Source organism: Agrococcus sp. KRD186, from assembly GCF_017168255.1.
Classification (GTDB): Bacteria; Actinomycetota; Actinomycetes; order Actinomycetales; family Microbacteriaceae; genus Agrococcus.
Window position 1 is genome coordinate 385,931 of record NZ_JABFAP010000001.1, and the last position, 22,567, is coordinate 408,497.

The 22,567-nt window shown below is 71.3% G+C and carries 25 protein-coding genes; 22 read left to right on the forward strand and 3 right to left on the reverse strand.

Features of this window, described 5'->3' with window-relative positions:
- Positions 1–198: 198 nt before the first annotated feature.
- From J1M46_RS01970 to dapF, 4 genes are all read left to right on the forward strand, one after another.
- Complete coding sequence (locus J1M46_RS01970; protein WP_206446297.1) at positions 199–585, forward strand: hypothetical protein; 387 nt, start codon at positions 199–201, stop codon at positions 583–585.
- 74 nt (positions 586–659) lie between these two features.
- Positions 660–2,153 carry a tRNA (N6-isopentenyl adenosine(37)-C2)-methylthiotransferase MiaB gene (gene miaB, locus J1M46_RS01975; protein WP_206446298.1) on the forward strand — a complete coding sequence of 498 codons (1,494 nt, stop codon included), beginning with the start codon at positions 660–662 and terminating at the stop codon, positions 2,151–2,153.
- Positions 2,154–2,166: 13 nt separating this feature from the next.
- Positions 2,167–3,069 (forward strand): tRNA (adenosine(37)-N6)-dimethylallyltransferase MiaA, encoded by a 903-nt coding sequence (gene miaA, locus J1M46_RS01980; RefSeq protein WP_206446299.1) that lies wholly within the window; start codon positions 2,167–2,169, stop codon positions 3,067–3,069.
- A gap of 12 nt (positions 3,070–3,081) precedes the next feature.
- Positions 3,082–3,939 (forward strand): diaminopimelate epimerase, encoded by an 858-nt coding sequence (gene dapF, locus J1M46_RS01985; RefSeq protein ID WP_446698587.1) that lies wholly within the window; start codon positions 3,082–3,084, stop codon positions 3,937–3,939.
- Here dapF and J1M46_RS01990 read toward each other — a convergent pair.
- Complete coding sequence (locus tag J1M46_RS01990) at positions 3,923–4,528, reverse strand: class I SAM-dependent methyltransferase (protein WP_342384226.1); 606 nt, start codon at positions 4,526–4,528, stop codon at positions 3,923–3,925. The genes dapF and J1M46_RS01990 overlap by 17 nt on opposite strands.
- Positions 4,529–4,555: 27 nt before the next feature.
- On the opposite strand from J1M46_RS01990, the gene hflX reads away from it, so the two are divergent.
- Positions 4,556–6,055 (forward strand): GTPase HflX, encoded by a 1,500-nt coding sequence (gene hflX / locus J1M46_RS01995; RefSeq protein WP_206446301.1) that lies wholly within the window; start codon positions 4,556–4,558, stop codon positions 6,053–6,055.
- A gap of 2 nt (positions 6,056–6,057) precedes the next feature.
- On the opposite strand, the gene lexA is transcribed toward hflX, so the two are convergent.
- A complete protein-coding gene (gene lexA / locus J1M46_RS02000; protein ID WP_206446302.1) occupies positions 6,058–6,684 on the reverse strand; it encodes a transcriptional repressor LexA in 627 nt (208 codons plus the stop codon).
- A gap of 234 nt (positions 6,685–6,918) precedes the next feature.
- Here lexA and J1M46_RS02005 point away from each other — a divergent pair, with 234 nt between their 5' ends.
- The 6 genes from J1M46_RS02005 (at position 6,919) to J1M46_RS02030 (ending at position 11,375) form a co-directional block, all read left to right on the forward strand.
- Positions 6,919–7,272, forward strand: a complete 354-nt coding sequence (locus J1M46_RS02005) for a hypothetical protein (RefSeq protein ID WP_206446303.1) — start codon at positions 6,919–6,921, stop codon at positions 7,270–7,272.
- A gap of 73 nt (positions 7,273–7,345) precedes the next feature.
- Positions 7,346–8,425: a histidinol-phosphate transaminase gene (locus tag J1M46_RS02010; protein WP_206446304.1), complete on the forward strand. Its 1,080-nt coding sequence runs from the start codon at positions 7,346–7,348 to the stop codon at positions 8,423–8,425.
- Between the two features lie 9 nt (positions 8,426–8,434).
- The gene (gene hisB, locus J1M46_RS02015) at positions 8,435–9,034 is read left to right on the forward strand and encodes an imidazoleglycerol-phosphate dehydratase HisB (protein ID WP_206446305.1); all 600 of its coding nucleotides are present in this window, start codon (positions 8,435–8,437) and stop codon (positions 9,032–9,034) included.
- A 28-nt stretch (positions 9,035–9,062) separates the two neighbouring features.
- A complete protein-coding gene (hisH, locus tag J1M46_RS02020) occupies positions 9,063–9,701 on the forward strand; it encodes an imidazole glycerol phosphate synthase subunit HisH (protein ID WP_206446306.1) in 639 nt (212 codons plus the stop codon).
- 88 nt (positions 9,702–9,789) lie between these two features.
- Positions 9,790–10,539, forward strand: a complete 750-nt coding sequence (priA, locus tag J1M46_RS02025; protein ID WP_206446307.1) for a bifunctional 1-(5-phosphoribosyl)-5-((5-phosphoribosylamino)methylideneamino)imidazole-4-carboxamide isomerase/phosphoribosylanthranilate isomerase PriA — start codon at positions 9,790–9,792, stop codon at positions 10,537–10,539.
- 8 nt (positions 10,540–10,547) lie between these two features.
- On the forward strand, positions 10,548–11,375 hold the full coding sequence (locus J1M46_RS02030; protein ID WP_206446308.1) for an SseB family protein: 828 nt from the start codon (positions 10,548–10,550) through the stop codon (positions 11,373–11,375).
- Positions 11,376–11,383: 8 nt separating this feature from the next.
- On the opposite strand, the gene J1M46_RS02035 is transcribed toward J1M46_RS02030, so the two are convergent.
- Positions 11,384–11,743 (reverse strand): DUF1844 domain-containing protein, encoded by a 360-nt coding sequence (locus tag J1M46_RS02035; RefSeq protein ID WP_206446309.1) that lies wholly within the window; start codon positions 11,741–11,743, stop codon positions 11,384–11,386.
- 166 nt (positions 11,744–11,909) lie between these two features.
- On the opposite strand from J1M46_RS02035, the gene infC reads away from it, so the two are divergent.
- The 11 genes from infC (at position 11,910) to J1M46_RS02090 (ending at position 22,551) form a co-directional block, all read left to right on the forward strand.
- Positions 11,910–13,094 (forward strand): translation initiation factor IF-3, encoded by a 1,185-nt coding sequence (gene infC / locus J1M46_RS02040; RefSeq protein ID WP_342384227.1) that lies wholly within the window; start codon positions 11,910–11,912, stop codon positions 13,092–13,094.
- Positions 13,095–13,103: 9 nt separating this feature from the next.
- Positions 13,104–13,298, forward strand: a complete 195-nt coding sequence (gene rpmI, locus J1M46_RS02045; protein WP_206446310.1) for a 50S ribosomal protein L35 — start codon at positions 13,104–13,106, stop codon at positions 13,296–13,298.
- 36 nt (positions 13,299–13,334) lie between these two features.
- On the forward strand, positions 13,335–13,721 hold the full coding sequence (rplT, locus tag J1M46_RS02050; RefSeq protein ID WP_092914815.1) for a 50S ribosomal protein L20: 387 nt from the start codon (positions 13,335–13,337) through the stop codon (positions 13,719–13,721).
- A 1-nt stretch (position 13,722) separates the two neighbouring features.
- The gene (locus J1M46_RS02055; RefSeq protein ID WP_206446311.1) at positions 13,723–14,535 is read left to right on the forward strand and encodes a TrmH family RNA methyltransferase; all 813 of its coding nucleotides are present in this window, start codon (positions 13,723–13,725) and stop codon (positions 14,533–14,535) included.
- Positions 14,536–14,612: 77 nt separating this feature from the next.
- Positions 14,613–15,350 carry an amino acid ABC transporter ATP-binding protein gene (locus tag J1M46_RS02060; protein WP_274606902.1) on the forward strand — a complete coding sequence of 246 codons (738 nt, stop codon included), beginning with the start codon at positions 14,613–14,615 and terminating at the stop codon, positions 15,348–15,350.
- A 40-nt stretch (positions 15,351–15,390) separates the two neighbouring features.
- Complete coding sequence (locus J1M46_RS02065) at positions 15,391–16,323, forward strand: glutamate ABC transporter substrate-binding protein (protein ID WP_206446312.1); 933 nt, start codon at positions 15,391–15,393, stop codon at positions 16,321–16,323.
- A gap of 63 nt (positions 16,324–16,386) precedes the next feature.
- Entirely contained in the window at positions 16,387–17,034 is a 648-nt protein-coding gene (locus J1M46_RS02070; RefSeq protein WP_206446313.1) for an amino acid ABC transporter permease, read from the forward strand.
- The gene (locus J1M46_RS02075; RefSeq protein WP_206446314.1) at positions 17,031–17,972 is read left to right on the forward strand and encodes an amino acid ABC transporter permease; all 942 of its coding nucleotides are present in this window, start codon (positions 17,031–17,033) and stop codon (positions 17,970–17,972) included. The genes J1M46_RS02070 and J1M46_RS02075 overlap by 4 nt, the downstream gene beginning before the upstream one ends.
- Positions 17,973–18,000: 28 nt before the next feature.
- Complete coding sequence (gene pheS / locus J1M46_RS02080; protein WP_206446315.1) at positions 18,001–19,047, forward strand: phenylalanine--tRNA ligase subunit alpha; 1,047 nt, start codon at positions 18,001–18,003, stop codon at positions 19,045–19,047.
- Complete coding sequence (gene pheT / locus J1M46_RS02085) at positions 19,047–21,566, forward strand: phenylalanine--tRNA ligase subunit beta (protein WP_206446316.1); 2,520 nt, start codon at positions 19,047–19,049, stop codon at positions 21,564–21,566. Before pheS ends, pheT begins: the two co-directional genes overlap by 1 nt.
- Before the next feature lie 316 nt (positions 21,567–21,882).
- Positions 21,883–22,551 (forward strand): SIMPL domain-containing protein, encoded by a 669-nt coding sequence (locus J1M46_RS02090; RefSeq protein ID WP_206446317.1) that lies wholly within the window; start codon positions 21,883–21,885, stop codon positions 22,549–22,551.
- Positions 22,552–22,567: the final 16 nt, after the last annotated feature.

Consider the following 22,567-nt stretch of genomic DNA (forward strand, 5'->3'; position numbering starts at 1 on the left):
CTGACATCACGCACGCCGTTCTCCTGACCACTCGTTTCCGTACCTTTGACAGTTCAGAAACTAGGCAGGGAACGGCGTGCGGCCGTCACGGCACGCTCAACGCGCCCACAGGTATGTCAGGAGCGCCGGATTGTTGCTGTCCCGGCCCTCGCGGCCGCCTCGCTGCTCGCGCTGACCGGCTGCTTCCAGCTGCCGCCCGTGGGCGGCACGCAGACGACCGAGGAGCCGGGGGGCGGCACAACGCAGGAGCCCGGCGGCGGCACCGCATCGGAAGACTTGGCTGGCACGTCGTGGAGCGGTGAGCTCGGCCCGGGCTTCGCCACCATGGACTTCACGCTCAACGCCGACGGCACCGTCGACATCAGCGACTGGAACGACGGCGACGGCGGGCCCTTCGATGAGGACGCAGACGTCTGGTCCGGCGACCCCTCGAACCTGACGGTGACCATCACCCAGCTCACCGATCAGAACCAGGACTCCGAGTCCTTCGACGTGACCTTCACGGGCACCGCCGAGGGGGGCGAGATGGACCTCTCGGGCGAGTCGCCCGACGGCACCTGGACGCTGACGGCAACCCAGGGCTGAACCGCATCCTGTGCGTCGAGGCGCCCCGTGCTGAGGCACGGGGCGCCTCGCTCGTCCGGCGGTATCCTGGAGCGATGTCCACCACCCTCGCGCAGCGCACCTACGAGGTGAAGACCTTCGGATGCCAGATGAACGTCCACGACTCTGAGCGGCTCCGCGGCTCGCTCGAGGAGGCGGGCTACGTCGAAGCCCTCGACGGCGCTCCCGACGTGATGGTGATCAACACCTGCGCCGTGCGCGAGAACGCCGACCAGAAGCTCTACGGCCACCTCGGCTACCTCGCCAAGACCAAGCGAGAGCGCGAGGGCTTCCAGATCGCGGTCGGCGGCTGCCTGGCGCAGAAGGATCGGGCCAGCATCCTCGAGCGCGCGCCCTGGGTCGACGTGGTCTTCGGCACCCACAACCTCGGGTCGCTCCCCACCCTGCTCGAGCGCAGCCGGCACAACGGCGAGGCCGAGGTCGAGATCCTCGAGTCGCTCGAGGTCTTCCCCTCGACGCTGCCGACCAAGCGCGAATCCACCTATGCAGGCTGGGTGTCGATCTCGGTCGGCTGCAACAACACCTGCACGTTCTGCATCGTGCCCTCGCTGCGCGGCAAAGAGCGCGACCGCCGCCCGGGCGAGATCCTCGCCGAGCTGCAGGCGCTCGTCGACGACGGCGCCATCGAGGTGACCCTGCTGGGGCAGAACGTCAACTCCTACGGCGTCGAGTTCGGCGACCGGCTCGCCTTCGGCAAGCTGCTGCGCGCGGCCGGCGAGATCGACGGGCTCGAGCGCATCCGCTTCACCAGCCCGCATCCGGCCGCCTTCACCGACGACGTCATCGATGCGATGGCGGAGACGGATGCGGTGATGCCGCAGCTGCACATGCCGCTGCAGTCGGGCTCCGACCGGGTGCTGAAGGCCATGCGCCGCTCCTACCGGTCGACGAAGTTCCTGGGGATCCTCGACAAGGTGCGCGACCGCATCCCGGAGGCCGCGATCACCACGGACATCATCGTGGGCTTCCCGGGCGAGACCGAGGAGGACTTCCAGGAGACGCTGCGGGTGGTGGAGGCCTCGCGGTTCGCCTCGGCGTTCACGTTCCAGTACTCGATCCGACCCGGCACCCCCGCGGCGACGATGCCCGACCAGGTGCCGAAGGCGGTTGTGCAGGAGCGCTTCGAGCGGCTCACCGCGTTGCAGGATCACATCTCCCACGAGGAGAACCAGCGGCAGGTCGGCCGCACCGTCGAGGTGCTCGTCTCGGTCGGCGAGGGCAAGAAGGATGCGGAGACCCACCGCTTGAGCGGCAGGGCCCAGGACAACCGGCTCGTGCACTTCAGCCCCGGCGCGCTCACGGGGCCGGCTGCGCCGCGCCCCGGCGACATCGTGACGACCACCGTGACCCACGCCGCGCCGTTCCACCTGATCGCCGACAGCGAGCCTGCGAGACTGCGCCGCACCCGTGCCGGCGACGCGTGGGACCGCGCGCAGGACGACTCGTGCGCGGTGCCGAGCACCGGTGCGACGGGCGCCGCTGTCGGCGGCCCGGTCTCGCTCGGCCTGCCCACCCTGCGCGTGCGGTGAGCAGCGCCGGCCTGTGAGGCTCATCGCCGTCGTCGGCGCGACCGGCACCGGCAAGACCGAGCGCTCGCTCGAGATCGCCGACGCGGTCGTGCAGCTCGGCGGCACGGCAGAGATCGTCAACTGCGACGCCATGCAGCTCTACCGCGGCATGGACATCGGCACCGCGAAGGCGAGCATCGCCGAGCGCCGTGGCCATCCGCACCATCTGCTCGACGTGCTGGAGCCGTGGCAGGACGCCGCGGTCGCGCGGTACCGACAGTCCGCGCTCGCAGCGCTGGAGTCCATCGAGGCTCGTGGCGCGGTGCCGATCCTGGTCGGCGGCAGCGGGCTCTACGCCTCGAGCGTGCTCTACGACTTCGCCTTCCCCGCCACCGACGCGCTGCTGCGCGCGCAGCTCGAGGCGGAGCTCACGCAGCTCGGCGCCGCCTCGATGCACGAGCGGCTGCTGCGCGTGGATCCCGCCGCGGCCGCCGCCATCGGTCCGCACAACGGCAGACGGCTGGTGCGAGCGCTGGAGGCCGTCACCCTCACGGGCGAGCCGTTCCGCGTGGGGCTGCCCCCGGAGGAGGCGCTGCTGCGCCCGACGATCATCCAGCACCAGCGGGTCGAGCGCGCCGAGCTCGTCGCACGCCTCGATGCGCGGGTGGAGCGGATGTGGTCGCTCGGCATCGTCGAGGAGGCTCGGCGATTGCGGGCAGCCGGCATCGAGCGCGGCACCACGGCGCAGCAGGCGATCGGCTACCGGCAGGCGCTCGACCAGCTCGACGGCACGCTCGCCGAGGCGGAGGCGATCGAGCAGACGCAGGCGCTCACCCGCCGCTACGCGCGCCGGCAGGTCTCCTGGTTCCAGCGCTACCCGGCTGCGCCGGCAGCGGACGCGGCTGCCATCGCGCAGCGGGCGCTCGATACGCTGTAGGACATGACAGCACTGGCGACCGGCGTGTTCTCGAAGGGGCACGGGACCGGCAACGACTTCGTGCTCATCGCCGATCCCGATGGTGCACAGCCGCTGAGCGCCGAGCGCGTGCGCGCGCTCGCCGACCGGCGGTTCGGCATCGGCGGCGACGGCGTCATCCGCGCGGTGCGCTCCGGCGCCACCGGCGATGCGGCGCTCGATGCGGCACCGGCGGGCACCTGGGCGATGGACTACTGGAACGCCGACGGCTCGCTCAGCGAGATGTGCGGCAACGGCGTGCGCGTCTTCGTGCGCTTCCTGCTGGAGTCGCGGCTCGCCCAGCTCGCCGACGGCGAGGGCATCGACATCGCCACCCGCGCTGGCATCAAGCGGGTCGAGCGACGAGGCTCGCTGTTCGCCGCCGACCTGGGCGCCTTCGAGCTCGGCGGCGACCGCCTGGTCGCGGCCGACGGGCTCGACGTCGACCGTCCCGGCCTCGACGTCAGCACGGGCAACCCGCACGTGGTCGTCGCGCTGGCGAGCGACGCGGAGCTCGAGGCGCTCGACCTGCACGCGGCGCCCGCACTCGACCCGGCCCCCGCATCCGGCGCGAACGTCGAGTTCGTGGTCCCCGGCGCGATCGCCGACGGCGTCGGCTCGATCCGCATGCGGGTGCACGAGCGCGGATCCGGCGAGACGCTCTCGTGCGGCACCGGTGCGGTCGCCGCTGCGATGGCGACGCGCCACTGGTCAGGGGATGCGGCGGACCGGTGGATCGTCGATGTCCCGGGCGGCCGGCTCGAGGTCGAGGTCGACGAGCGCGGTCACGCCTGGCTGACCGGCCCGGCAGAGCTCGTGTTCCGCGGCGAGGGGCTCAGTCCGGTGCGGTGACGGCGATGATCCGGTACGTCCGCTTGGAGTCCGCGCGCTCGACGTCGAAGTCGGCGAAGCGCTCGGTCAGCCAGCGCAGCAGCGAGTCGGCGCCCAGATGCTTCTGCACCACCAGCCATGCGGTCGCGCCGGGGGCCAGTCGCGGGATCCAGGTCTCCAGCAGCTGGTGGAGCTGCGGCTTGCCGATGCGGATGGGCGGATTCGACCAGATGGCTGCGAAGCGCACGTCCTCCGGCACCCGCTCAGGTGTCGCGGGGGTGATGTTCGATAGACTGAGCAACTCGGCATTCCGCTCCACGAGCGAGAGCGCTCGAGCGTTGACGTCGACCGCCCACACGTGCGCGTCGGGGGAGCGGGTCGCGAGCGTCGCGGCGATGGGCCCCCAGCCGCAGCCCAGATCGAGCAGCTCCCCGGTCTGGGGCGGAGCGGGCACGGCAGCCAGCAGCACCTCGGTGCCGACATCGAGTCGGTCGCCGGAGAACACCCCGGTCGCGGTCACCATCTCCCGCTCGGCGCCGTCGATCGGCACCCGGATCGTGCGCACCGACTGGGGCGCGGCGGGATCGGGGGAGAAGTAGTGGTCCGGCACGGACTCGACAGTAGCGAAGGACACGACATGGCAGAACCGCAGGAGCGCATCCCGGAGGGCGGACGCGCGATGGAGCGCATCCTCGCCTGGGCGCAGCCGGCAGAGGGCACGGTGCTCGACGAGCGAGCGCAGGCGCTCGACGGCGACGCCGTCGAAGGCGATGCGGACGGCGAGCAGCTCGATCGCGCCGATCGCGCGGCACTGCGCCGCGTCGGCGGCCTGCGCACCGAGCTCGAGGACGTCACCGAGGTCGAATACCGCGAGCTGCGCCTCGAGAACGTCGTGCTGGTCGGGGTCTACTCGGGGTCCACAGAGGATGCCGAGAACTCGCTCCGCGAGCTGGCGGCGCTCGCTGAGACCGCCGGAGCCCAGGTGCTCGACGGCATGCTCCAGCGCCGCCCGAACCCTGATCCCGCGACCTACGTCGGCCGCGGGAAGGCCGACGAGCTCGCCGAGGTCGTGAAGGATCTCGGCGCCGACACCGTGGTGGCCGACAGCGAGCTCTCGCCCAGCCAGCGGCGCGCGCTCGAGGACCGCGTGAAGGTCAAGGTGATCGATCGCACAGCGGTCATCCTCGACATCTTCAGCCAGCACGCCAAGAGCCGCGAGGGCAAGGCGCAGGTCGAGCTCGCGCAGCTCGAGTACCTGCTGCCGCGCCTGCGCGGTTGGGGTGAGTCGATGTCGAGGCAGGCCGGCGGCCAGGTCGGCGGCCAGGGCGCCGGCATGGGCTCGCGCGGACCGGGTGAGACGAAGATCGAGCTCGACCGCCGCCGCATCCACACGCGCATGGCGAAGCTGCGCAGGCAGATCAAGGGCTTCGCGCCCGCGCGGCAGGCGAAGCGCGCGAATCGCGACCGCTTCGAGGTGCCGGGCGTCGCGATCGCCGGCTACACGAACGCCGGCAAGTCGTCGCTGCTCAACCGCATCACGGGCGCCGGGGTGCTGGTGGAGAACGCGCTGTTCGCGACCCTCGATGCCACCGTGCGGCGCGCGACCACGGCGGATGGCAGGGACTTCACGATCGCCGACACCGTCGGCTTCGTGCGCAACCTTCCGCACCAGCTGGTGGAGGCCTTCCGGTCGACGCTCGAGGAGGTCGCGGAGTCGGCGCTGATCGTGCACGTCGTCGACGGCAGCCACCCCGATCCCGCCGCGCAGATGGCGACAGTGCGCGACGTGCTGGGGGAGACTGGCGCGCGTTCCATCCCCGAGATCGTGGTGTTCAACAAGACCGACCTCATCAGCGACGACGAGCGGCTGGTGCTGCGCGGCCTGCAGCCCGACGCGATCTTCGCCTCAGCGCGCACCGGCGAGGGCGTCGACGAGATCCTCGCGCGCATCGCCCAGCTGCTGCCGCGGCCGGAGGTCGAGGTCTCGCTGCTCGTGCCCTACGACCGCGGCGACGTGGTGTCGATGCTGCACGACCGCTTCGAGGTGGTGCACGAGCAGCACGAGGAGGGCGGCACCCGCATCGACGCCAAGGTCTCCGAGGCGGTGCTCAGCCAGCTGGCCGAGTTCCGCGCGTGACCTCAGACTGAGCGGAGCACCGCCACGACCTTGCCGAGCACCTCGGACTCGTCGCCCAGGATGGGCTCGAAGGCCGAGTTGCGGGGCAGCAGCCAGGTGTGGCCGTCGCGCTGCTTGAAGACCTTCACGGTCGCCTCGCCGTCGAGCATGGCGGCGACGATGTCGCCGTTCTCGGCGGTGCGCTGCTGCCGCACGACGACCCAGTCGCCGTCGCAGATGGCCGCGTCGATCATCGACTCGCCGACCACCCTCAGCATGAAGAGGTCGCCGCCGCTGCCCACGAGCTGCTTCGGCAGCGGCATGACGTCCTCGACCTGCTGCTCCGCCGTGATCGGGATGCCGGCGGCGATCTGACCGACCATCGGCACGAAGGTCGCCTGCTCCATGCTGCCGACCGCGCCGTCGGCCTCGTCGGCGATCAGCAGCTCGATGGTGCGCGGCCTCGAGGGGTCGCGGCGGATGATGCCCGCGAGCTCGAGCTGCCCCAGCTGGTGCGTCACGCTCGAGAGCGACGAGAGCCCCACGGCGTCGCCGATCTCGCGGTAGCTCGGCGGATAGCCGCGCTGGCGCACCGCGCCCTGGATGTACTGCAGGATCGCCTGCTGCTTCTCGGTCAGCTGCCTCGTCATCGCCCGCTCCGCTCTCGCTCGCGGGCCATGTCAGTGGCCTGCGATTGACTCCGTTTGGTTCGAAAGCGTATCCGACAGGGCGCTGGAATCAAACGGGTGTTCGAGCGTGTCGTGGAGAAACTCCGCGACAGGGCTTGACGCATCCGGTCAATCGAAGATAGGTTCGAAACAGAGATTCGCGGGCGGTGCTCCCGGCCGAGCATCGCCCGCGGATCCCAGACCAGAGGAGTACCGATGACTGCGATCGCCACCACCACGACGCCGACGATCCGCGTGCGGATGACCGCCCGTGGCCGCCGCGCTCTTGCGCTGCTCGTCGCCGCTCCCGTCATCGCCGCCGGCTCGCTCGCGGGCATCGGTGTGCTCGGCGATGCACTCGCCGGCGCGGTCGCCTCGGCGTCCTCGCAGTCCGGCACGTTCGAGTACGTGAGCGTGCAGCCCGGTCAGTCGCTGTGGCAGATCGCGCAGTCGGTCGCCCCCGGCGCCGACCCGCGCGATGTGGTCGCCGAGATCGAGATGCTCAACGGCATCGCCGGCGCGATCCAGCCCGGCGAGCAGCTGGCCATCCCCGCGCAGTACACGCACTGAACGCCGCTCCGCTGACGGCGTGCCCTCGATCGCGCGCTGTGCACGGCATCTGACATCGGCCTAGGCTGGTTCGGTGACGAGCCTCGACGACCTGCCGATCCGCGACGACCTGCGCGGGCTGACGCCCTACGGCGCCCCGCAGCTCGAGGTGCCGGTGCGGCTGAACGTCAACGAGAACGCCTATCGCGTGCCCGAGGCGGTCGCCCTCGACATCGTGCAGGAGATCGCACGCGCGCTGCCTGACGCGAACCGCTACCCCGACCGCGAGTTCGACACGCTGCGCGCCGGCTTCGCCGACTACCTCGGCCACGGCCTGCAGCCCGAGCAGATCTGGGCGGGCAACGGCTCCAACGAGGTGCTCCAGCACGTGCTGCAGGCGTTCGGCGGCCCTGGGCGCTCCCTGCTCTCGTTCACGCCCACCTACTCGATGTATCCGCTCCTGGCTCAGGGTGTGGGGATGCGGTGGGTCCCGGTGCCGCGCGCCGACGACTTCACCCTCACCCCCGATGCCGTCCGAGCGGCGATCGCCGAGCACGACCCCGACGTGGTGTTCCTGTGCTCGCCGAACAACCCCACCGGCACCGCGATCGGGCTCGACGTGATCGAGGCGGCCGCCGAGTCCGCGCGCGGCATCGTGCTGGTCGACGAGGCCTACGCCGAGTTCGCCCACGACCGCGGCCAGACGGCGCTGACGCTGCTCGAGCGCTTCCCGCGGCTGCTCGTCTCTCGCACGATGAGCAAGGCCTTCGCCTTCGCCGGCATCCGGGTCGGCTACCTCGCCGCGCACCCGGCGGTCATCGACGCGCTGCGACTCGTGCGGCTGCCCTATCACCTCTCGGCGATCACGCAGGCGGCCGCCGTCGCGGCGCTGCGGCACAGCGATGAGATGCTCTCGCGCGTCGACTCGCTGCGCGAGCAGCGCGACCGCATCGTCGACGAGCTGACGGCGCTGGGACTGCAGCCCTACCCATCCGACTCCAACTTCGTGCTGGTGGGCAGGATCGACGACCCGAAGGCCGTCTTCCAGGCGCTGCTCGACCGCGGCATCCTGGTGCGCGACGTCGGCCTGCCGGGCACCCTGCGCATCACGGCAGGCACGCCCGGGGAGACGACCGCTGTGCTGGCGGCGATGGCCGAGCTCACCGGAGAATAGGATCGAAGCATGCCCCGCACCGCAACCATCGAGCGCGCCACGAGCGAGTCGAGCATCCGCCTGTCGCTCGACCTCGACGGCACCGGCACCTCGTCGATCTCGACGACCGTGCCCTTCTTCGACCACATGCTGACCGCCTTCTCGAAGCACTCCCTCATCGACCTCGACGTGCAGGCCACCGGCGACATCGACATCGACGCCCACCACACCGTCGAGGACACCGCGATCGCCCTCGGGCTTGCGCTGCAGGAGGCGCTCGGCGACAAGGCCGGCGTGCGCCGCTACGGCGACGCGACGGTGCCGCTCGACGAGGCGCTCGCGCGCGCCGTCGTCGACCTCTCCGGGCGCCCGTTCCTGGTGCACACGGGGGAGCCCGCGGGCTTCGAGCTGCACCGCATCGGCGGGCACTTCACCGGCTCGCTGGTGCGTCACGCCTTCGAGGCGATCACGCTGAACGCGCGCATCACCGCGCACGTCGAGGTGCTGGCCGGTCGTGACCCCCACCACATCGCCGAGGCCGAGTTCAAGGCGTTCGCCCGCGCCATGCGCGTCGCGGTCGAGACCGACCCGCGCGTCACGGGCGTACCCTCGACCAAGGGCGCGCTGTAGCGCGCAGCACTGTGATGAGGACCACGCTGTGACCGCCGCTCGACCCAGGGTCGCGCTGCTCGACTACGGGCTCGGCAACGTGCACTCGGCCGCCAAGGCGCTCGAGGCGGCCGGTGCCGAGGTGTCGCTGACCGCTGACCGCGCCACGGTGATGGAGGCGGACGGACTGGTCGTGCCCGGGGTCGGCTCGATCGCCGCCTGCATGGCCGGGATCCAGGCCATCCGCGGCGGCGAGCTCATCGGGCGGCGGCTCGCCGGCACGCGGCCGGTGCTCGGCATCTGCGTCGGCATGCAGGTGCTGTTCTCCTCTGGGGAGGAGGGCGGCGTCCACACCGACGCGCTCGACGAGTGGCCCGGCACCGTGCGCCGGCTGCGGGCCGACATCCTGCCCCACATGGGCTGGGCAGAGGTCGACGCGCCGGAGGACTCCGAGCTCTTCGCCGGGCTCCACGACGAGCGCTTCTACTTCGTCCACTCCTACGCCGCCACCGAGTGGCACATCGACCCGCACCCCCGCATCCGGCAGCCGCGCGTCACCTGGGCAGAGCACGGCGAGCGCTTCATCGCGGCCGTCGAGAACGGCCCGCTGGCGGCGACGCAGTTCCACCCCGAGAAGTCGGGGGAGGCGGGCATCCGCCTGCTGACGAACTGGGTTCGCGGACTCTGACCCCTCGCGAGTACGATCGCTGAGGCTGATCGCACGCCGCAGCCCACTGCGCGATCGCACCACCCGCACCCGAAGAAGGCACCACCCCATGACCGATTTCAACCAGTCGCCCAAGCTGCAGCTGCTGCCCGCCATCGACGTCGCCGACGGCAAGGCCGTGCGGCTGACGCAGGGCAAGGCGGGCACCGAGACCTCCTTCGGCAGCCCAGTCGACGCGGCTGAGGACTGGGTGCGCCAGGGCGCCGAGTGGATCCACCTCGTCGACCTCGACGCGGCGTTCGGCCGCGGCGACAACCGCGCGGTGATCAAGAAGGTCATCAAGGCGATCAGGGGCCGCGTGCAGGTCGAGCTCTCCGGCGGCATCCGCGACGAAGCCTCGCTGGAGGCTGCACTTGCCACGGGCGTCAAGCGCATCAACCTCGGCACCGCGGCGCTCGAGAACCCCGAGTGGACCGCCTCGGCGATCGCCGAGTACGGCGAGCAGATCGCCGTCGGCCTCGACGTGCGCGGCACCACGCTGGCTGCGCGCGGCTGGACGCAGGACGGCGGCGACCTCTGGCACGTGCTGGAACGCCTCGAGGCCGCCGGCTGCAGCCGCTACGTGGTCACCGACGTGACGAAGGACGGCACGCTCAAGGGCCCGAACATCGAGCTGCTCAAGCAGGTCGCCGACCGCACCGACAGGCCGATCGTCGCCTCCGGCGGCGTCTCCAGCCTCGACGACATCGCCGCGCTCCGCGAGCTCGTGCCGCACGGCGTCGAGGGCGCCATCGTCGGCAAGGCGCTCTACGCCGGCGCCTTCACGCTGGTCGCCGCGCTGGACGTCGCGGGACAGTAGGGGGCGCCGTGAGTCGCGCTGCCGACTCGGCGGGGCGCCCCTGGGAGGGGCGCACGTTCACCCACCACGACACCGCCTACGCCGGCGACGACGGCTCGGCGCCGGCGGGCTATCTCGACGCGGTCGCCGCGCTGGCCGAGGGCACCGGTGCTCGGGCGCTGGTCGTCGACGCGCTGCGCGGCGAGCGGCTGCTGGTGCCGCTGCTGGCCGCCGCGGGCGAGACCGGCGTCGACGAGCGCGGTCGCACGATCGACAAGACCCAGGAGCTCTCGATCGTCACCGTGCAGGGGCCGGACGGCGCCGGCATCCTCCCGATGTTCTCGCACGTCGGCGCGATGCAGGCCTGGAACGCGAAGGCCCGCCCCGTGCCCACGAGCGTGCAGCGCGCCGCCGCGGCCGCCCTCGACGGGCCCGCCCGCGTCGTCATCGACCCCGGCAGCGAGAGCGAGTTCGTGCTCACGCGCACGATGCTCGAGGCGCTGCTGACGGATGCGTCCTGGTCGTGGGGCGTGGAGGACGCGGCCGTGCACGCGGCCGTCGAAGCAGCGATGTTCGCCCAGCCCTCGGTGCAGGCGATCGTGCTGGCGACCGGCGACCCGCGCGGCCGGCTGGCCGGCGCCGACCTCGAGGTGCACGCGCTCGTCGATGCGGCGGAGGACGCCGCCGCGCAGCTGCGGGCGGCCGCCGACGCGCTCGGCGAGGTCGAGGCGGTGCGCGAGCGCATCGCGAGCGTCGCCGTGCGGATGCACCGCTGGGACGGGGGAGCGGCGCGCGTGCCGCTCGTGGCACCCGCCGTCCTCGCGATCACGCGCGGCGAGTGGCAGTCGCGCGGCTGACCTGCGGCTCAGATGACCGAGCCGGTCCACTTCTCGCCCGGGCCCTTGCCGGGGGCGTCGGGCATGGAGCTGGCCTCGCGGAACGCCAGCTGCACCGAGCGCAGCCCGTCGCGCAGCGGTGCGGCGTGCATGCTGCCCACCTCGGGGGCGGCGGCGGTGACGAGTCCGGCGAGCGCGTTGATGAGCTTGCGCGCCTCGTCGAGGTCGAGCTGCTGCTCGGGGTCGTCGGCCAGGCCGACCTTGACTGCCGCGGCGCTCAGCAGGTGGATCGCGACGGTGTTGATGAGCTCGACCGCCGGCACCTCCGCGATGTCGCGAGCCTCCTCGAGGCCGTCGTCGTCATGGGTGTGCTGGGCGGTGTCAGTCATGGCTCTTCTCCCGAAGATAGGTCTCTGGTAGGCTTTTGCAGGTTTCGGGCTCTCGCCCGGAGGTGAAAGAGGAGCAATCCCACCCGCAGCCGCTTCAAGGCTACCGGGTCAGCAGCACCAGACGCTCGTCGTCGCAGGTGCTGAGCCATGCGGCAGCGACCGCGACGTGGCTGCTCTTCTCGCCGTGCACCAGCACACAGCATTCGATGAGAAGGAGCCCGCGATCAGCGATCCCCGCACCAACGAGCGTATCCGCGTTCCCGAAGTCCGACTGGTCGGCCCTGCCGGCGAGCAGGTCGGCGTCGTCCGGGTCGAGGATGCCCTTCGTCTTGCCCGTGAGGCAGAGCTTGACCTCGTCGAGGTCTCGCCGGATTCGCGCCCGCCCGTGGTCAAGATCATGGACTACGGCAAGTTCAAGTACGAGCAGGCGCAGAAGGCCAAGGATGCCCGGCGCAACCAGGTGAACACCGACCTCAAGGAGGTCCGCTTCCGCCTGAAGATCGACGAGCACGACTACGAGACGAAGCGCAAGCGTGCCCAGGGCTTCCTCGAGGGTGGCGACAAGGTCAAGGCCATGATCCTTTTCCGCGGCCGCGAGCAGTCGCGCCCGGAGCTGGGCGTGCGGCTGCTGCAGCGCTTCGCCGAGGACATCCAGGAGCACGGCACCGTCGAGTCGAACCCGACCATCGACGGCCGCAACATGGTGATGATCGTCGGGCCCCTGCGCTCCAAGTCGGATGCGAAGGCCGAGCAGAACGCGGCGCGCATCGCGCACAAGAAGGAGCAGCAGGAGAAGCGCCGCATCGAGGCGGAGAAGCAGGCTGCGCACCAGGCTGCGATCGAGGCCGAGCGCCCCGCGCGCCCGACCCTGCCCGCGCAGAGCCGCACCCGCAGCGAGCCCGAGCCCATCCGCTCGAGCCGCCCCGCGTCCGCGTCCTCCTCGCGACCGTCCTCCTCCTCGTCCGCGTCGCGTCCGAGCTCCTCGTCGCGTCCGGGCACGGATTCGCGTCCGGAGCCGCGTTCGGCGCCGCGCAGCACCGACTCGCGCCCGAAGCAGACGGCACGCACCGTGCAGCCGACGCCGGCGGGCGCACCCCGCCCGGCCGGTGCACCGCGTCCGCCGTCGGCAGCTCCCGCTGCGGCCACGCCCGCTGCGGCACCGTCTGCGGCGAAGCCCGCTGCGGCACCCGCGGCCGCCAAGCCCGCTGCCTCGGCAGCACCCAAGCCCGCCGCGAAGCCCGGCGCCCCGAAGCCTGCGGCGAAGCCCGCAGCAGCTGCGGCGGACGCCAAGCCCGCGACGCCCAAGGCCAAGCCCGCGGCACAGCCCGCTGGCGAGCCAGCATCTGAGTAGGAGAGAAGAATGCCCAAGCAGAAGACGCACTCAGGTGCGAAGAAGCGCTTCAAGATCACCGGCAGCGGCAAGGTCGTCAAGCAGGGCGCAGGCATGCGCCACAACCTCGAGGTGAAGTCGTCGGTCCAGACCCGCCGCCTCAACCGCGACGTGGTGCTCGCACCGGCCGACGCCAAGAACATCAAGAAGCTGCTCGGCCGCTGACGCGGGCGACGAAGAAGAGATAGAGAGAACAGACTCATGGCACGTGTCAAGAGGGCGGTCAACGCCCACAAGAAGCGTCGCGTCATCCTCGAGCAGGCCTCGGGCTACCGCGGTCAGCGCTCGCGCCTCTACCGCAAGGCGAAGGAGCAGCTGCTCCACTCGCACGTGTACGCGTTCCGCGACCGCAAGGCCAAGAAGGGCGACTTCCGCCGCCTGTGGATCCAGCGCATCAACGCCGCGTCGCGCCAGAACGGCCTGACCTACAACCGCCTCATCCAGGGCCTCGGCCTCGCGGGCATCGAGGTCGACCGTCGCATGCTCGCCGACATGGCGATCAACGACGCAGCAACGTTCACGGCACTCGTCGAGGCGGCCAAGGCAGCCCTGCCGGCCGACACCTCGGCGCCCAAGAACGCAGCCTGATTTGCTCGACAGCCCCCGTGCGCCCCGCGTGCGTGAGGCTGCCAAGCTCCAGCAGCGAACAGCCCGGTCACAGACCGGGCTGTTCCTGTTGGAGGGACCGGCCGCCCTCGACGAACTCGTGCGCTGGCAGCCTGCGCTGCTCGTCGACGTCTTCGCCACCGAGGCAGCGCGCGAGCGCCATGGCGAGCTGATCGCCGCCGCAGCGCAGCACGCACCCGTCACCGAGGTCTCCGAGCGCGCCCTTGCGGCCATCGCCGACACCGTGCACCCGCAGGGAGTCGTCGCCGTCGCGAAGCAGTCGCCCGTGCGCCTCGAGGATGCGATGGCGCGCGCCGCAGCAGCTGCGCACCCGCTCGTCGCGATCCTGCACGAGGTGCGCGACCCGGGCAACCTCGGCACCATCCTGCGCGCGGCCGACGCGGCCGGCGCATCCGCCGTCATCGTGACGGCCAACTCGGTCGACCCCTACAGCCCGAAGGTCGTGCGCTCCACCACTGGCTCCCTCTTCCACATCGACGTCTCAGTCGGGGCGAGCACCGCGGATGCGGTGGATGCGGCCCGCGCGCTGGGCATGCAGGTGCTGGCCGCCGACGTGTCGGGGGAGGACCTCACCGCGCTGCAGGCCGCCGGTGCGCTCGCGCTCCCCACCGCGTGGCTGTTCGGCAACGAGGCTCGCGGCCTCGATCGGGCCACGCTGGCTCTGGCCGACCGGGCCGCCCGGCTGCCCGTCTACGGTGCCGCGGAGTCGCTGAATCTCGCCACCGCGGCATCCGTCTGCCTCTACCAGAGCGCCTTCGCCCTGCGCGGCGTGTAACGGGCGTCGTGTAACCGTTTCATTGCAATCTGTGCGAGCGCGCATCATTGCGACAGCGGTCGTGCTTTGATGAGCGCATGCAGCCACTGGTGGAGCTCGACCACGTCAACAAGCACTACGGCGAACTCCATGTACTCAACGACATCGATGTCACCATCCCCAAGGGACAAGTGGTCGTCGTCATCGGTCCGTCAGGCTCGGGCAAGTCGACCTTCTGCCGCGCGATCAACCGGCTCGAGACGATCGACTCGGGCGAGATCCGCATCGACGGCACGCCGCTGCCCAAGGAGGGCAGAGCCCTCGCGGAACTGCGAGCCGACGTCGGCATGGTCTTCCAGTCGTTCAACCTCTTCGCGCACAAGTCGATCCTCGAGAACGTGACGCTCGGCCCCATCAAAGTGCGCGGCAAGAAGCGCAAGGAAGCCGAGGAGCACGCGATGACGCTGCTCGACCGGGTCGGCATCGGCAACCAGGCGCACAAGATGCCCGCGCAGCTCTCCGGCGGTCAGCAGCAGCGCGTCGCGATCGCTCGCTCGCTCGCCATGGAGCCGAAGCTGATGCTCTTCGACGAGCCCACCAGCGCGCTCGACCCGGAGATGATCAACGAGGTGCTCGACGTCATGGTCGAGCTCGCCCACGGCGGCATGACGATGGTCGTCGTCACGCACGAGATGGGCTTCGCCCGCAAGGCGGCGGAGCGTGTGCTGTTCATGGCGGACGGCAAGGTGATGGAGGACTCCACGCCGGAGGCGTTCTTCACGGACCCCCAGACCTCGCGCGCCAAGGATTTCCTCTCGAAGATCCTCACGCACTGACCTGTCCCACACCATCCATCACCACTGAAGGAGAAGCACCATGCGCAGCAAGAGCAAGGTGACGCTCGGCGTCGCTGCTTTCGCCGTCCTCGCGCTCACCGCGTGCGGCGGCCCGGCCGGCACCACGTCGTCCGACCCCGCTGAGGCGCCCGAGGAGAGCGGTGCCGCGAGCGGCGAGCACCCCTACGGCCTCGAGGTCGTCGAGTCGCCCGAGTTCGAGGAGGGCACCTCGATGGCCGAGTTCGCCGAAGCGGGCTCGATCACGATCGGCACGAAGTACGACCAGCCGCTGTTCGGCCTCGTCGGTCCTGACGGCAGCCCTGAGGGCTTCGACGTGGCCGTCGGCTCGCTCATCGCGGCCGAGCTCGGCATCCCGTTCGAGAACATCCAATGGGAGGAGACCGTCTCCGCGAACCGCGAGACGTTTATCGAGAACGGCAACGTCGACATCGTTGTCGCGACCTACACGATCAACGACGCCCGCAAGGAGAAGGTCGACTTCGCGGGCCCGTACTACCTCGCCGGCCAGGCGCTGATGGTGCAGTCGGGCAACCCCGAGGGCATCATGGGCCCGGAGAATCTCGCCGGCCAGCCGGTCTGCTCGGTCGAGGGCTCGACGCCCGCCGCGCACATCGTCGACGAGTACGACGCTGACCTGCAGGCGACGGACGCCTACTCGAACTGCCTCGACCCGCTGCGCAACGGTCAGGTCGTCGCGGTCACGACCGACAACGTGATTCTGGCCGGCTTCGTCGACCAGAACCAGGGTGAGTTCGAGCTCGTCGCCGACGGCGACACGTTCACGGATGAGCCCTACGGCATCGGCCTGGAGAAGGGCGACGACGAGTTCCGCACCTTCATCAACGACACGCTCGAGGCCGCCTACGAGGACGGTCGCATGGCGTCCCTCTGGGAGCAGACGGCCGGTGTCGTGCTGCCGACGCCGGAGTTCCCCGCACCCGACCGCTACTGATCGATCACCCGAACCGGATGCGGGAGGGCGACCTCCCGCATCCGGCCTCCGGATGAGGGGCTGATGCAAGCAATCTTCGAGAACCTGCCGCTGTGGCTGCAGGGAATGGGCATGACGCTGATGCTGACCGGCGTCGTCACGCTCATCGGGCTGCCGATCGGCATCCTGCTGGCGGGCATGCGCGTCTCGCCGGTGGCCGCGCTGCGCGTGGTCGCGGCCATCTGGACCGAGGTCGCGAGGAACACCCCGCTGACGCTGGTGTTCTTCTTCACCGCCTTCGTGCTCCCGAAGCTTGGCTTCATCTTCGACTTCACGCTCGGCGCGATCCTCGCGCTGACGTACTACACGAGCGCGTTCTTCGCCGAAGCCGTGCGTTCGGGCATCAATTCCGTCCCCATCGGGCAGGCTGAGGCATCGCGCTCGATCGGGCTCGGCTTCGGGCAGACGATGGGGCTCGTCGTGCTGCCGCAGGCGTTCCGCAGCGTGCTCCCGCCCCTCATCAACGTCGTCATCGCGCTCACCAAGAACACCTCGGTCGCGATGGGCTTCTTCGTCTTCGTGCTCACCTCCGTGGCGCAGCGGCTGGCCAACGTCTACGGCGACCAGGCGCTCGAGGTCTTCATCGGCATCGCGCTCAGCTATCTGATCATCACGGTGCCGCTCGGCCAGCTCGTCGACCACCTCGAGCGGAAGTGGAGCGTGCAGCGATGAGCGGTTCCGTCCTCTTCGACGCACCCGGCCCGAACGCGATCCGGCGATCCCGGATCATGTCGATCGTCTTCGCGGTCGCGGCAGTCGCCGCAGTGGCGCTCGCGGTCTACCAGCTGTGGCTCGGCGGCGCGTTCTACCAGGATCGTTGGGACATCTTCTCCGACGAGCGTTTGTGGTTCGGCGCGCGTGGGCTCTTGTTCGGCCTCGGCACGACGCTGTCGATCGCTGGCATCGCGGCCGTCGGTGCCATCGTGCTGGGCGTCGTCTTCTCGATCCTTCGGAACGCGTACTCCCGGTGGGTGCGCATCCCGACGACCGTCGTGCTCGAGTTCTTCCGCGGCATGCCCGTGCTGCTGATGATGCTGTTCATCCTCATCGTCTTCGCCTCCGGCGCCTACTGGGCCGTCGTGTGGGCGCTGATCGTCTACAACGGCGCGATCATCGGCGAGGCGCTGCGCGCCGGGATGGCGTCGCTGCCAAAGGGCCAGCGCGAGAGCGGGCTCGCGATCGGGCTGACGCCGCTGCGCACGACGCTCGAGATCGAGCTGCCGCAGGCGTTCCGCATCATGCTGCCGATCATCCTCGCGCAGCTCATCGTGCTGCTGAAGGACACCTCGCTCGGCTACATCGTCGGGTCGGAGGAGATGCTCCGCATCGGTCGCCAGCTCGTCGACTTCTACGACCGGGAGGGCGGCCCGTACGCCCTGTCGATGTTCTTCGTGATGCTCGCGATCTACCTCGCGGTCAACCTCAGCCTCTCGGCGATCGTCCGCTGGCTGCACAAGCGCGTCTCGCGGCCCCGCAAGGGCGGGCCGAACCTCGACGGCACGAAGACCGAGGCGATCCCGGTCTCGACCACGGCGATCCGCGCGCAGCGCACCGCCGACACGGATGGGCCGCCGCAGCCTCCGGGCGCGGGCGGCACGCTGGGCGGCTGAGCAACGCGACCGCCGGTAGGATCGTCGGGTGTCACACCCCGACGAGAACGCCGACCTCGGCGCGCGCGTCGACGCCGCGGTGACCGCGGCGCTCGCAGCGATCGAGGCCGCCCAGACCACCGCCGAGCTGCAGGCGGCGAAGGCCGCCCACAACGGGCAGGGGAGCGAGCTCGCCTCGCTCAACGGCTCGCTGCGCGAGATCGCACCCGAGGACCGCAAGGCGGCCGGCCAGGTCATCGGCGCCGGCCGCGGCCGCGTCGGCGAGGCGATCACCGCCCGCCAGGGCGAACTCGCCGCGGCCGAGGAGCGCGCGCAGCTCGAGGCCGAGCGCGTCGACGTCACTGCCGTGCCGCGCATCCGCTCTGCCGGTGGACGGCACCCGCTGACGATGCTCGTGGATGAGATGAGCGATGTGTTCATCGGCATGGGCTGGGAGGTCGCAGAGGGCCCGGAGCTCGAGCACGAGTGGTACAACTTCGACGCGCTGAACGTCGACCCCGACCACCCCGCGCGCGGCGAGTCCGACACCTTCTACGTCGCGCCCGCCGACCGGCACATGGTGCTGCGCACGCAGACGAGCCCGGTGCAGATGCGCTCGATGCTCACCCGCGAGCTGCCGATCTACATCGTCGCCCCCGGCCGCGTCTACCGCACCGACGACATCGACGCCACGCACCTGCCGGTCTTCACGCAGATCGAGGGCCTCGCGATCGACAAGGGCATCACGATGGCCCACCTGCGCGGCACGCTCGAGCACCTGGCCCGCATCATGTTCGGCGAGGAGGCGAAGATCCGCCTGCGCCCCAACTACTTCCCGTTCACCGAGCCGAGCGCCGAGATGGATGTCTGGCACCCCGGCATGCGCGGCGGGCCGCGCTGGGTGGAGTGGGGCGGCTGCGGCATGGTGAACCCCAACGTGCTGCGCGCGGCGGGCCTCGACCCCGAGGTGTACTCGGGCTTCGCGTTCGGCATGGGCATCGAGCGCACCCTGCAGTTCCGCTACCAGCTCGACGACATGCGCGACATGATCGAGGGCGACGTGCGCTTCACCGAGCAGTTCGGGATGGTGATCTGATGCGGATTCCGCTGTCATGGCTCGCGGAGCACGTCGAGCTGCCGAAGGAGAACGCCGCCGAGTGGCTGCACGCGCAGCTCGTGCGCGTCGGCTTCGAGGAGGAGGCGGTGCACGGCGGCGAGCTGCGCGGGCCGATCGTGGTCGGCCGCGTGCTCGAGTTCGTCGACGAGCCGCAGAAGAACGGAAAGGTCATCCGCTGGTGCCAGGTCGACGTCGGCGAGGCCAACGGCGGCGTGCGCGGCATCGTCTGCGGGGCGCTCAACTTCGTCGCCGGCGACCGCGTCGTCGTGACGCTGCCGGGCTCTGCGCTCGGCGACTTCGAGATCGCCGCGCGCAAGACCTACGGCCACGTCTCCGACGGCATGATCGCCTCGGTGCGCGAGCTCGGCATCGGCGACGACCACGACGGCATCCTGCGCCTCGACGAGGCCGGCATCGAGGGCGAGGTCGGGGCGGATGCGCTGGCGCTGCTCGGTCTGGACGGCCAGGCCGTCGAGATCAACGTCACACCCGATCGCGGCTACGCGCTCTCCATCCGCGGCATCGCGCGCGAGCTCGCCACCGCGACCGGACGCCCGTTCACCGACCCCGCCGACACCGCGCGCCGCGCGGTCGGCCGGGGCGACGCATCCGCCGCCCCGAGCGGTTTCCCGCTAGCGGTGCAGGACGACGCGCCGATCCGCGGCAACGTCGGCTGCTCGCGCTTCGTGGTGCGGATCGTGCGCGGCATCGACCAGTCGCGCCCGACGCCGGCGTGGATGGCGGGGCGGCTGCGCCTGGCCGGCATGCGCTCGATCTCGCTGGGCGTCGACATCACCAACTACGTCATGCTCGAACTCGGCCAGCCGTTGCACGGCTACGACCTCGGCAAGCTGCGCGGCGGCATCACCGTGCGCCGCGCGCAGCCGGGCGAGCGCATCACCACGCTCGACGACGTCGACCGGGCGCTGAGCGAAGAGGATCTGCTCATCACCGACGACCGCGGAGCGATCGGCATCGCCGGCGTGATGGGCGGCGCCGAGACCGAGATGGATGCCTCCACCACCGAAGTGGCGATCGAGGCGGCGACCTTCGACGCCGTCACGATCGGCCGTGCGTCGCGCCGGCATCGGCTGATCTCCGAGGCCTCGAAGCGCTACGAGCGCGGCGTCGACCCGGCCGTGGCCGACGCAGCCGCGGCGCGCGCTGCGCAGCTCTTCGTCGAGCTCGCCGGCGGCACCCTCGACACCGCGTACGGCGCCGAGATCGGCGGCGTGCCCGAGATGCAGCCGATCAGCATCCCGGTGGGCTTCTGGCGCACCCTGATGGGCGCGGACTACACCGACGACGAGGCCCGCGCAGCACTGCTGGCGATCGGCGCGCGCGTCGAGGATGGCGCGACGACTGCGCCGACCTGGACGGTCACGCCGCCCACCTGGCGCCCCGACATCGTCGACCGCGAGAGCCTCGTCGAGGAGATCGCGCGCATCGTCGGCTTCGACCGCATCCCCTCGGTGCTGCCGGTCGCCCCACCCGGGCGCGGCCTCACGCGCGCCCAGCGGCTGCGCCGCGCCGTCGCGAACGGCCTCGCAGCGTCCGGGCTGACGGAGGTGCTCGTGGCACCGTTCGTCTCCGAGCAACAGGCGCGCATGGCGGGCGCCGAGCCCGTGCGGCTCGAGAACGCGCTCGACGCCGAGCGCTCCTGGCTGCGCACCGCGCTCGTGCCGGGCATGCTCGACACCGCGCACCGCAACCTGGGGCGCGGGCTCACCGACCTCGCGCTGTTCGAGCTCGGCCGTGTCTTCCATGCGGTGGACGGCCACGGCACGGCCGAGCTGCCCGGCGCCGCCGCGCGTCCGGCGGACGACGTGCTGGCCGAGCTCGACCGGCTGCCGGCGCAGCCGGACCATGCGGCCGTGGTGCTGCTGGGGGAGCGGGTGCGCAAGCAGCCCGGCCGCCCGGCCGAGCGCTTCGGCATCGCCGACGCCATCGAGTCCGCCGAGCGCATCGCCCGCACCGCGGGCCTCGAGCTCGAGGTGCGCCAGGCGCAGCGCGACTGGCTGCACCCGGGCCGTGCCGCCGAGCTGCTGGTCGGCGAGACGGTCGTCGGTGTGGCCGGCGAGCTGCTGCCCGCGATCGCGGCGGAGGCCGACCTGCCCCGCGTGGTCGCGGTGGCAGAGCTCGACCTGAGCGCGCTCATCCGGCTCGCCCGCGTGGGCCTCGAGACGCAGGTCATCGCCCCCGTGCCGGCCGCGACGCAGGATCTCTCGCTGGTGGTGCCGATCGACGTGCCCGCTGGCGAGGTGCGCCGCGCGGTGCGCGAGGGCGCGGGCGCGCTGCTCGAGCACATCGCGCTGGTCGACGACTACCGCTCCACCGGTTCGGATCACGGCGGGCTCGGCGAGCACGAGAAGTCGCTCACCTTCGCGCTGCGCTTCCGCGCCGCCGACCGCACGCTCACGGCCGCCGAGGCATCGGAGACGAAGCTCGCGGGCCTCGCCGTCGCGACCGAGCGCTTCGGGGCGAAGCTGCGGGAGTAGCGCGCCGTCCCGTCGGCGCACTGCGAACCGCGCCGGCGCTCCCGTCGGCTCAGCGCGATCCGCGCCGGCGCTCCCGTCGGCGCACCGCGATCCGCGACGGGCGCTCCCGGTGCGCGCTCGAGCTGCGCGGGCGGATGCGTCGGCAGGGTCATGCTGCGGAAGCGGCTGAGATGTGCACGCGCTGCGGCGCGGAAGCGGGCGGCAACCCCGGATCTCGGCCAAGTCCGCGCTCCTCACCGCAGCACGCGCGTGCACATGTTGTCCGGCGTCAACCCGCAGCGCCCCGGTCGCCAGGCTTCGGGAGTAGCATCCGGCCATGGTGGCGATCACGGTCTGCGGCACGGCCCTCGAGCGCGCGAGCGCCGAACGGGCGACGGTGACGGTGCAGTCGCGCTGGAGCGCGCCCAGCGCGGAGGCCGCGATGGGCGCGGTCAGCGAGGCGCACGAGCGGCTGGTCAGCGACGCGAAGGCGCACGAGCGCGCCGGCGCGGCGGAGTCGTGGCACGCTGACCGCGTGTGGATCTCGCATCACCAGGAGTGGGTGGGCGAGGGCCAGCCGCGCAACTCGGTCTACACCGCCTCGGCGTCGGTGACGGTGCGCTTCCAGGACTTCGAGGCGCTCGGCGCCTGGATCGGCCGCGTCGGCATCCACCAGACCCACGAGGTGGGCGGCATCGAGTGGTCGCTCTCGGAGGACACCCAGCGCGCGCTCGCCAAGGCGGCGCGCACCCGCGCGATCGCCGACGCGGTCGAGCGGGCCGGCGACTACGCGTCGGCGGCGGGCCTCGGCTCGCCGGTGGTCGACGGCATCCAGGAGCCGGGCACGACGCCGCCGGGGCCGCCGATGCCGAAGGGCCGCGTGGCGACGATGGCGATGGCCTCCGCCGATGCCGCACCGGCCGTCTCCCTCGAGGCGGGCGAGCTCGAGGTGCACGCCGCCGTCGAGGTGCGCTTCGTCGCCGAGCCGCAGCGGCACGCTATCTGATTCGGGTCGTCCCGGG

Excerpts from the sequence above, each read along its gene's own strand:
- J1M46_RS02075 (WP_206446314.1), top strand. The coding sequence starts at position 17,031 with ATGAGCGGTTCCGTCCTCTTCGACGCACCCGGCCCGAACGCGATCCGG.
- rplT (WP_092914815.1), top strand. The coding sequence starts at position 13,335 with ATGGCACGTGTCAAGAGGGCGGTCAACGCCCACAAGAAGCGTCGCGTC.
- miaB (WP_206446298.1), top strand. The coding sequence starts at position 660 with ATGTCCACCACCCTCGCGCAGCGCACCTACGAGGTGAAGACCTTCGGA.
- rpmI (WP_206446310.1), top strand. The coding sequence starts at position 13,104 with ATGCCCAAGCAGAAGACGCACTCAGGTGCGAAGAAGCGCTTCAAGATC.
- J1M46_RS02005 (WP_206446303.1), top strand. The coding sequence starts at position 6,919 with ATGACTGCGATCGCCACCACCACGACGCCGACGATCCGCGTGCGGATG.
- J1M46_RS02090 (WP_206446317.1), top strand. The coding sequence starts at position 21,883 with ATGGTGGCGATCACGGTCTGCGGCACGGCCCTCGAGCGCGCGAGCGCC.
- J1M46_RS02060 (WP_274606902.1), top strand. The coding sequence starts at position 14,613 with ATGCAGCCACTGGTGGAGCTCGACCACGTCAACAAGCACTACGGCGAA.
- hflX (WP_206446301.1), top strand. The coding sequence starts at position 4,556 with ATGGCAGAACCGCAGGAGCGCATCCCGGAGGGCGGACGCGCGATGGAG.
- lexA (WP_206446302.1), bottom strand. The coding sequence starts at position 6,684 with ATGACGAGGCAGCTGACCGAGAAGCAGCAGGCGATCCTGCAGTACATC.
- pheT (WP_206446316.1), top strand. The coding sequence starts at position 19,047 with ATGCGGATTCCGCTGTCATGGCTCGCGGAGCACGTCGAGCTGCCGAAG.
- priA (WP_206446307.1), top strand. The coding sequence starts at position 9,790 with ATGACCGATTTCAACCAGTCGCCCAAGCTGCAGCTGCTGCCCGCCATC.
- J1M46_RS02035 (WP_206446309.1), bottom strand. The coding sequence starts at position 11,743 with ATGACTGACACCGCCCAGCACACCCATGACGACGACGGCCTCGAGGAG.
- J1M46_RS02065 (WP_206446312.1), top strand. The coding sequence starts at position 15,391 with ATGCGCAGCAAGAGCAAGGTGACGCTCGGCGTCGCTGCTTTCGCCGTC.
- J1M46_RS02070 (WP_206446313.1), top strand. The coding sequence starts at position 16,387 with ATGCAAGCAATCTTCGAGAACCTGCCGCTGTGGCTGCAGGGAATGGGC.
- hisB (WP_206446305.1), top strand. The coding sequence starts at position 8,435 with ATGCCCCGCACCGCAACCATCGAGCGCGCCACGAGCGAGTCGAGCATC.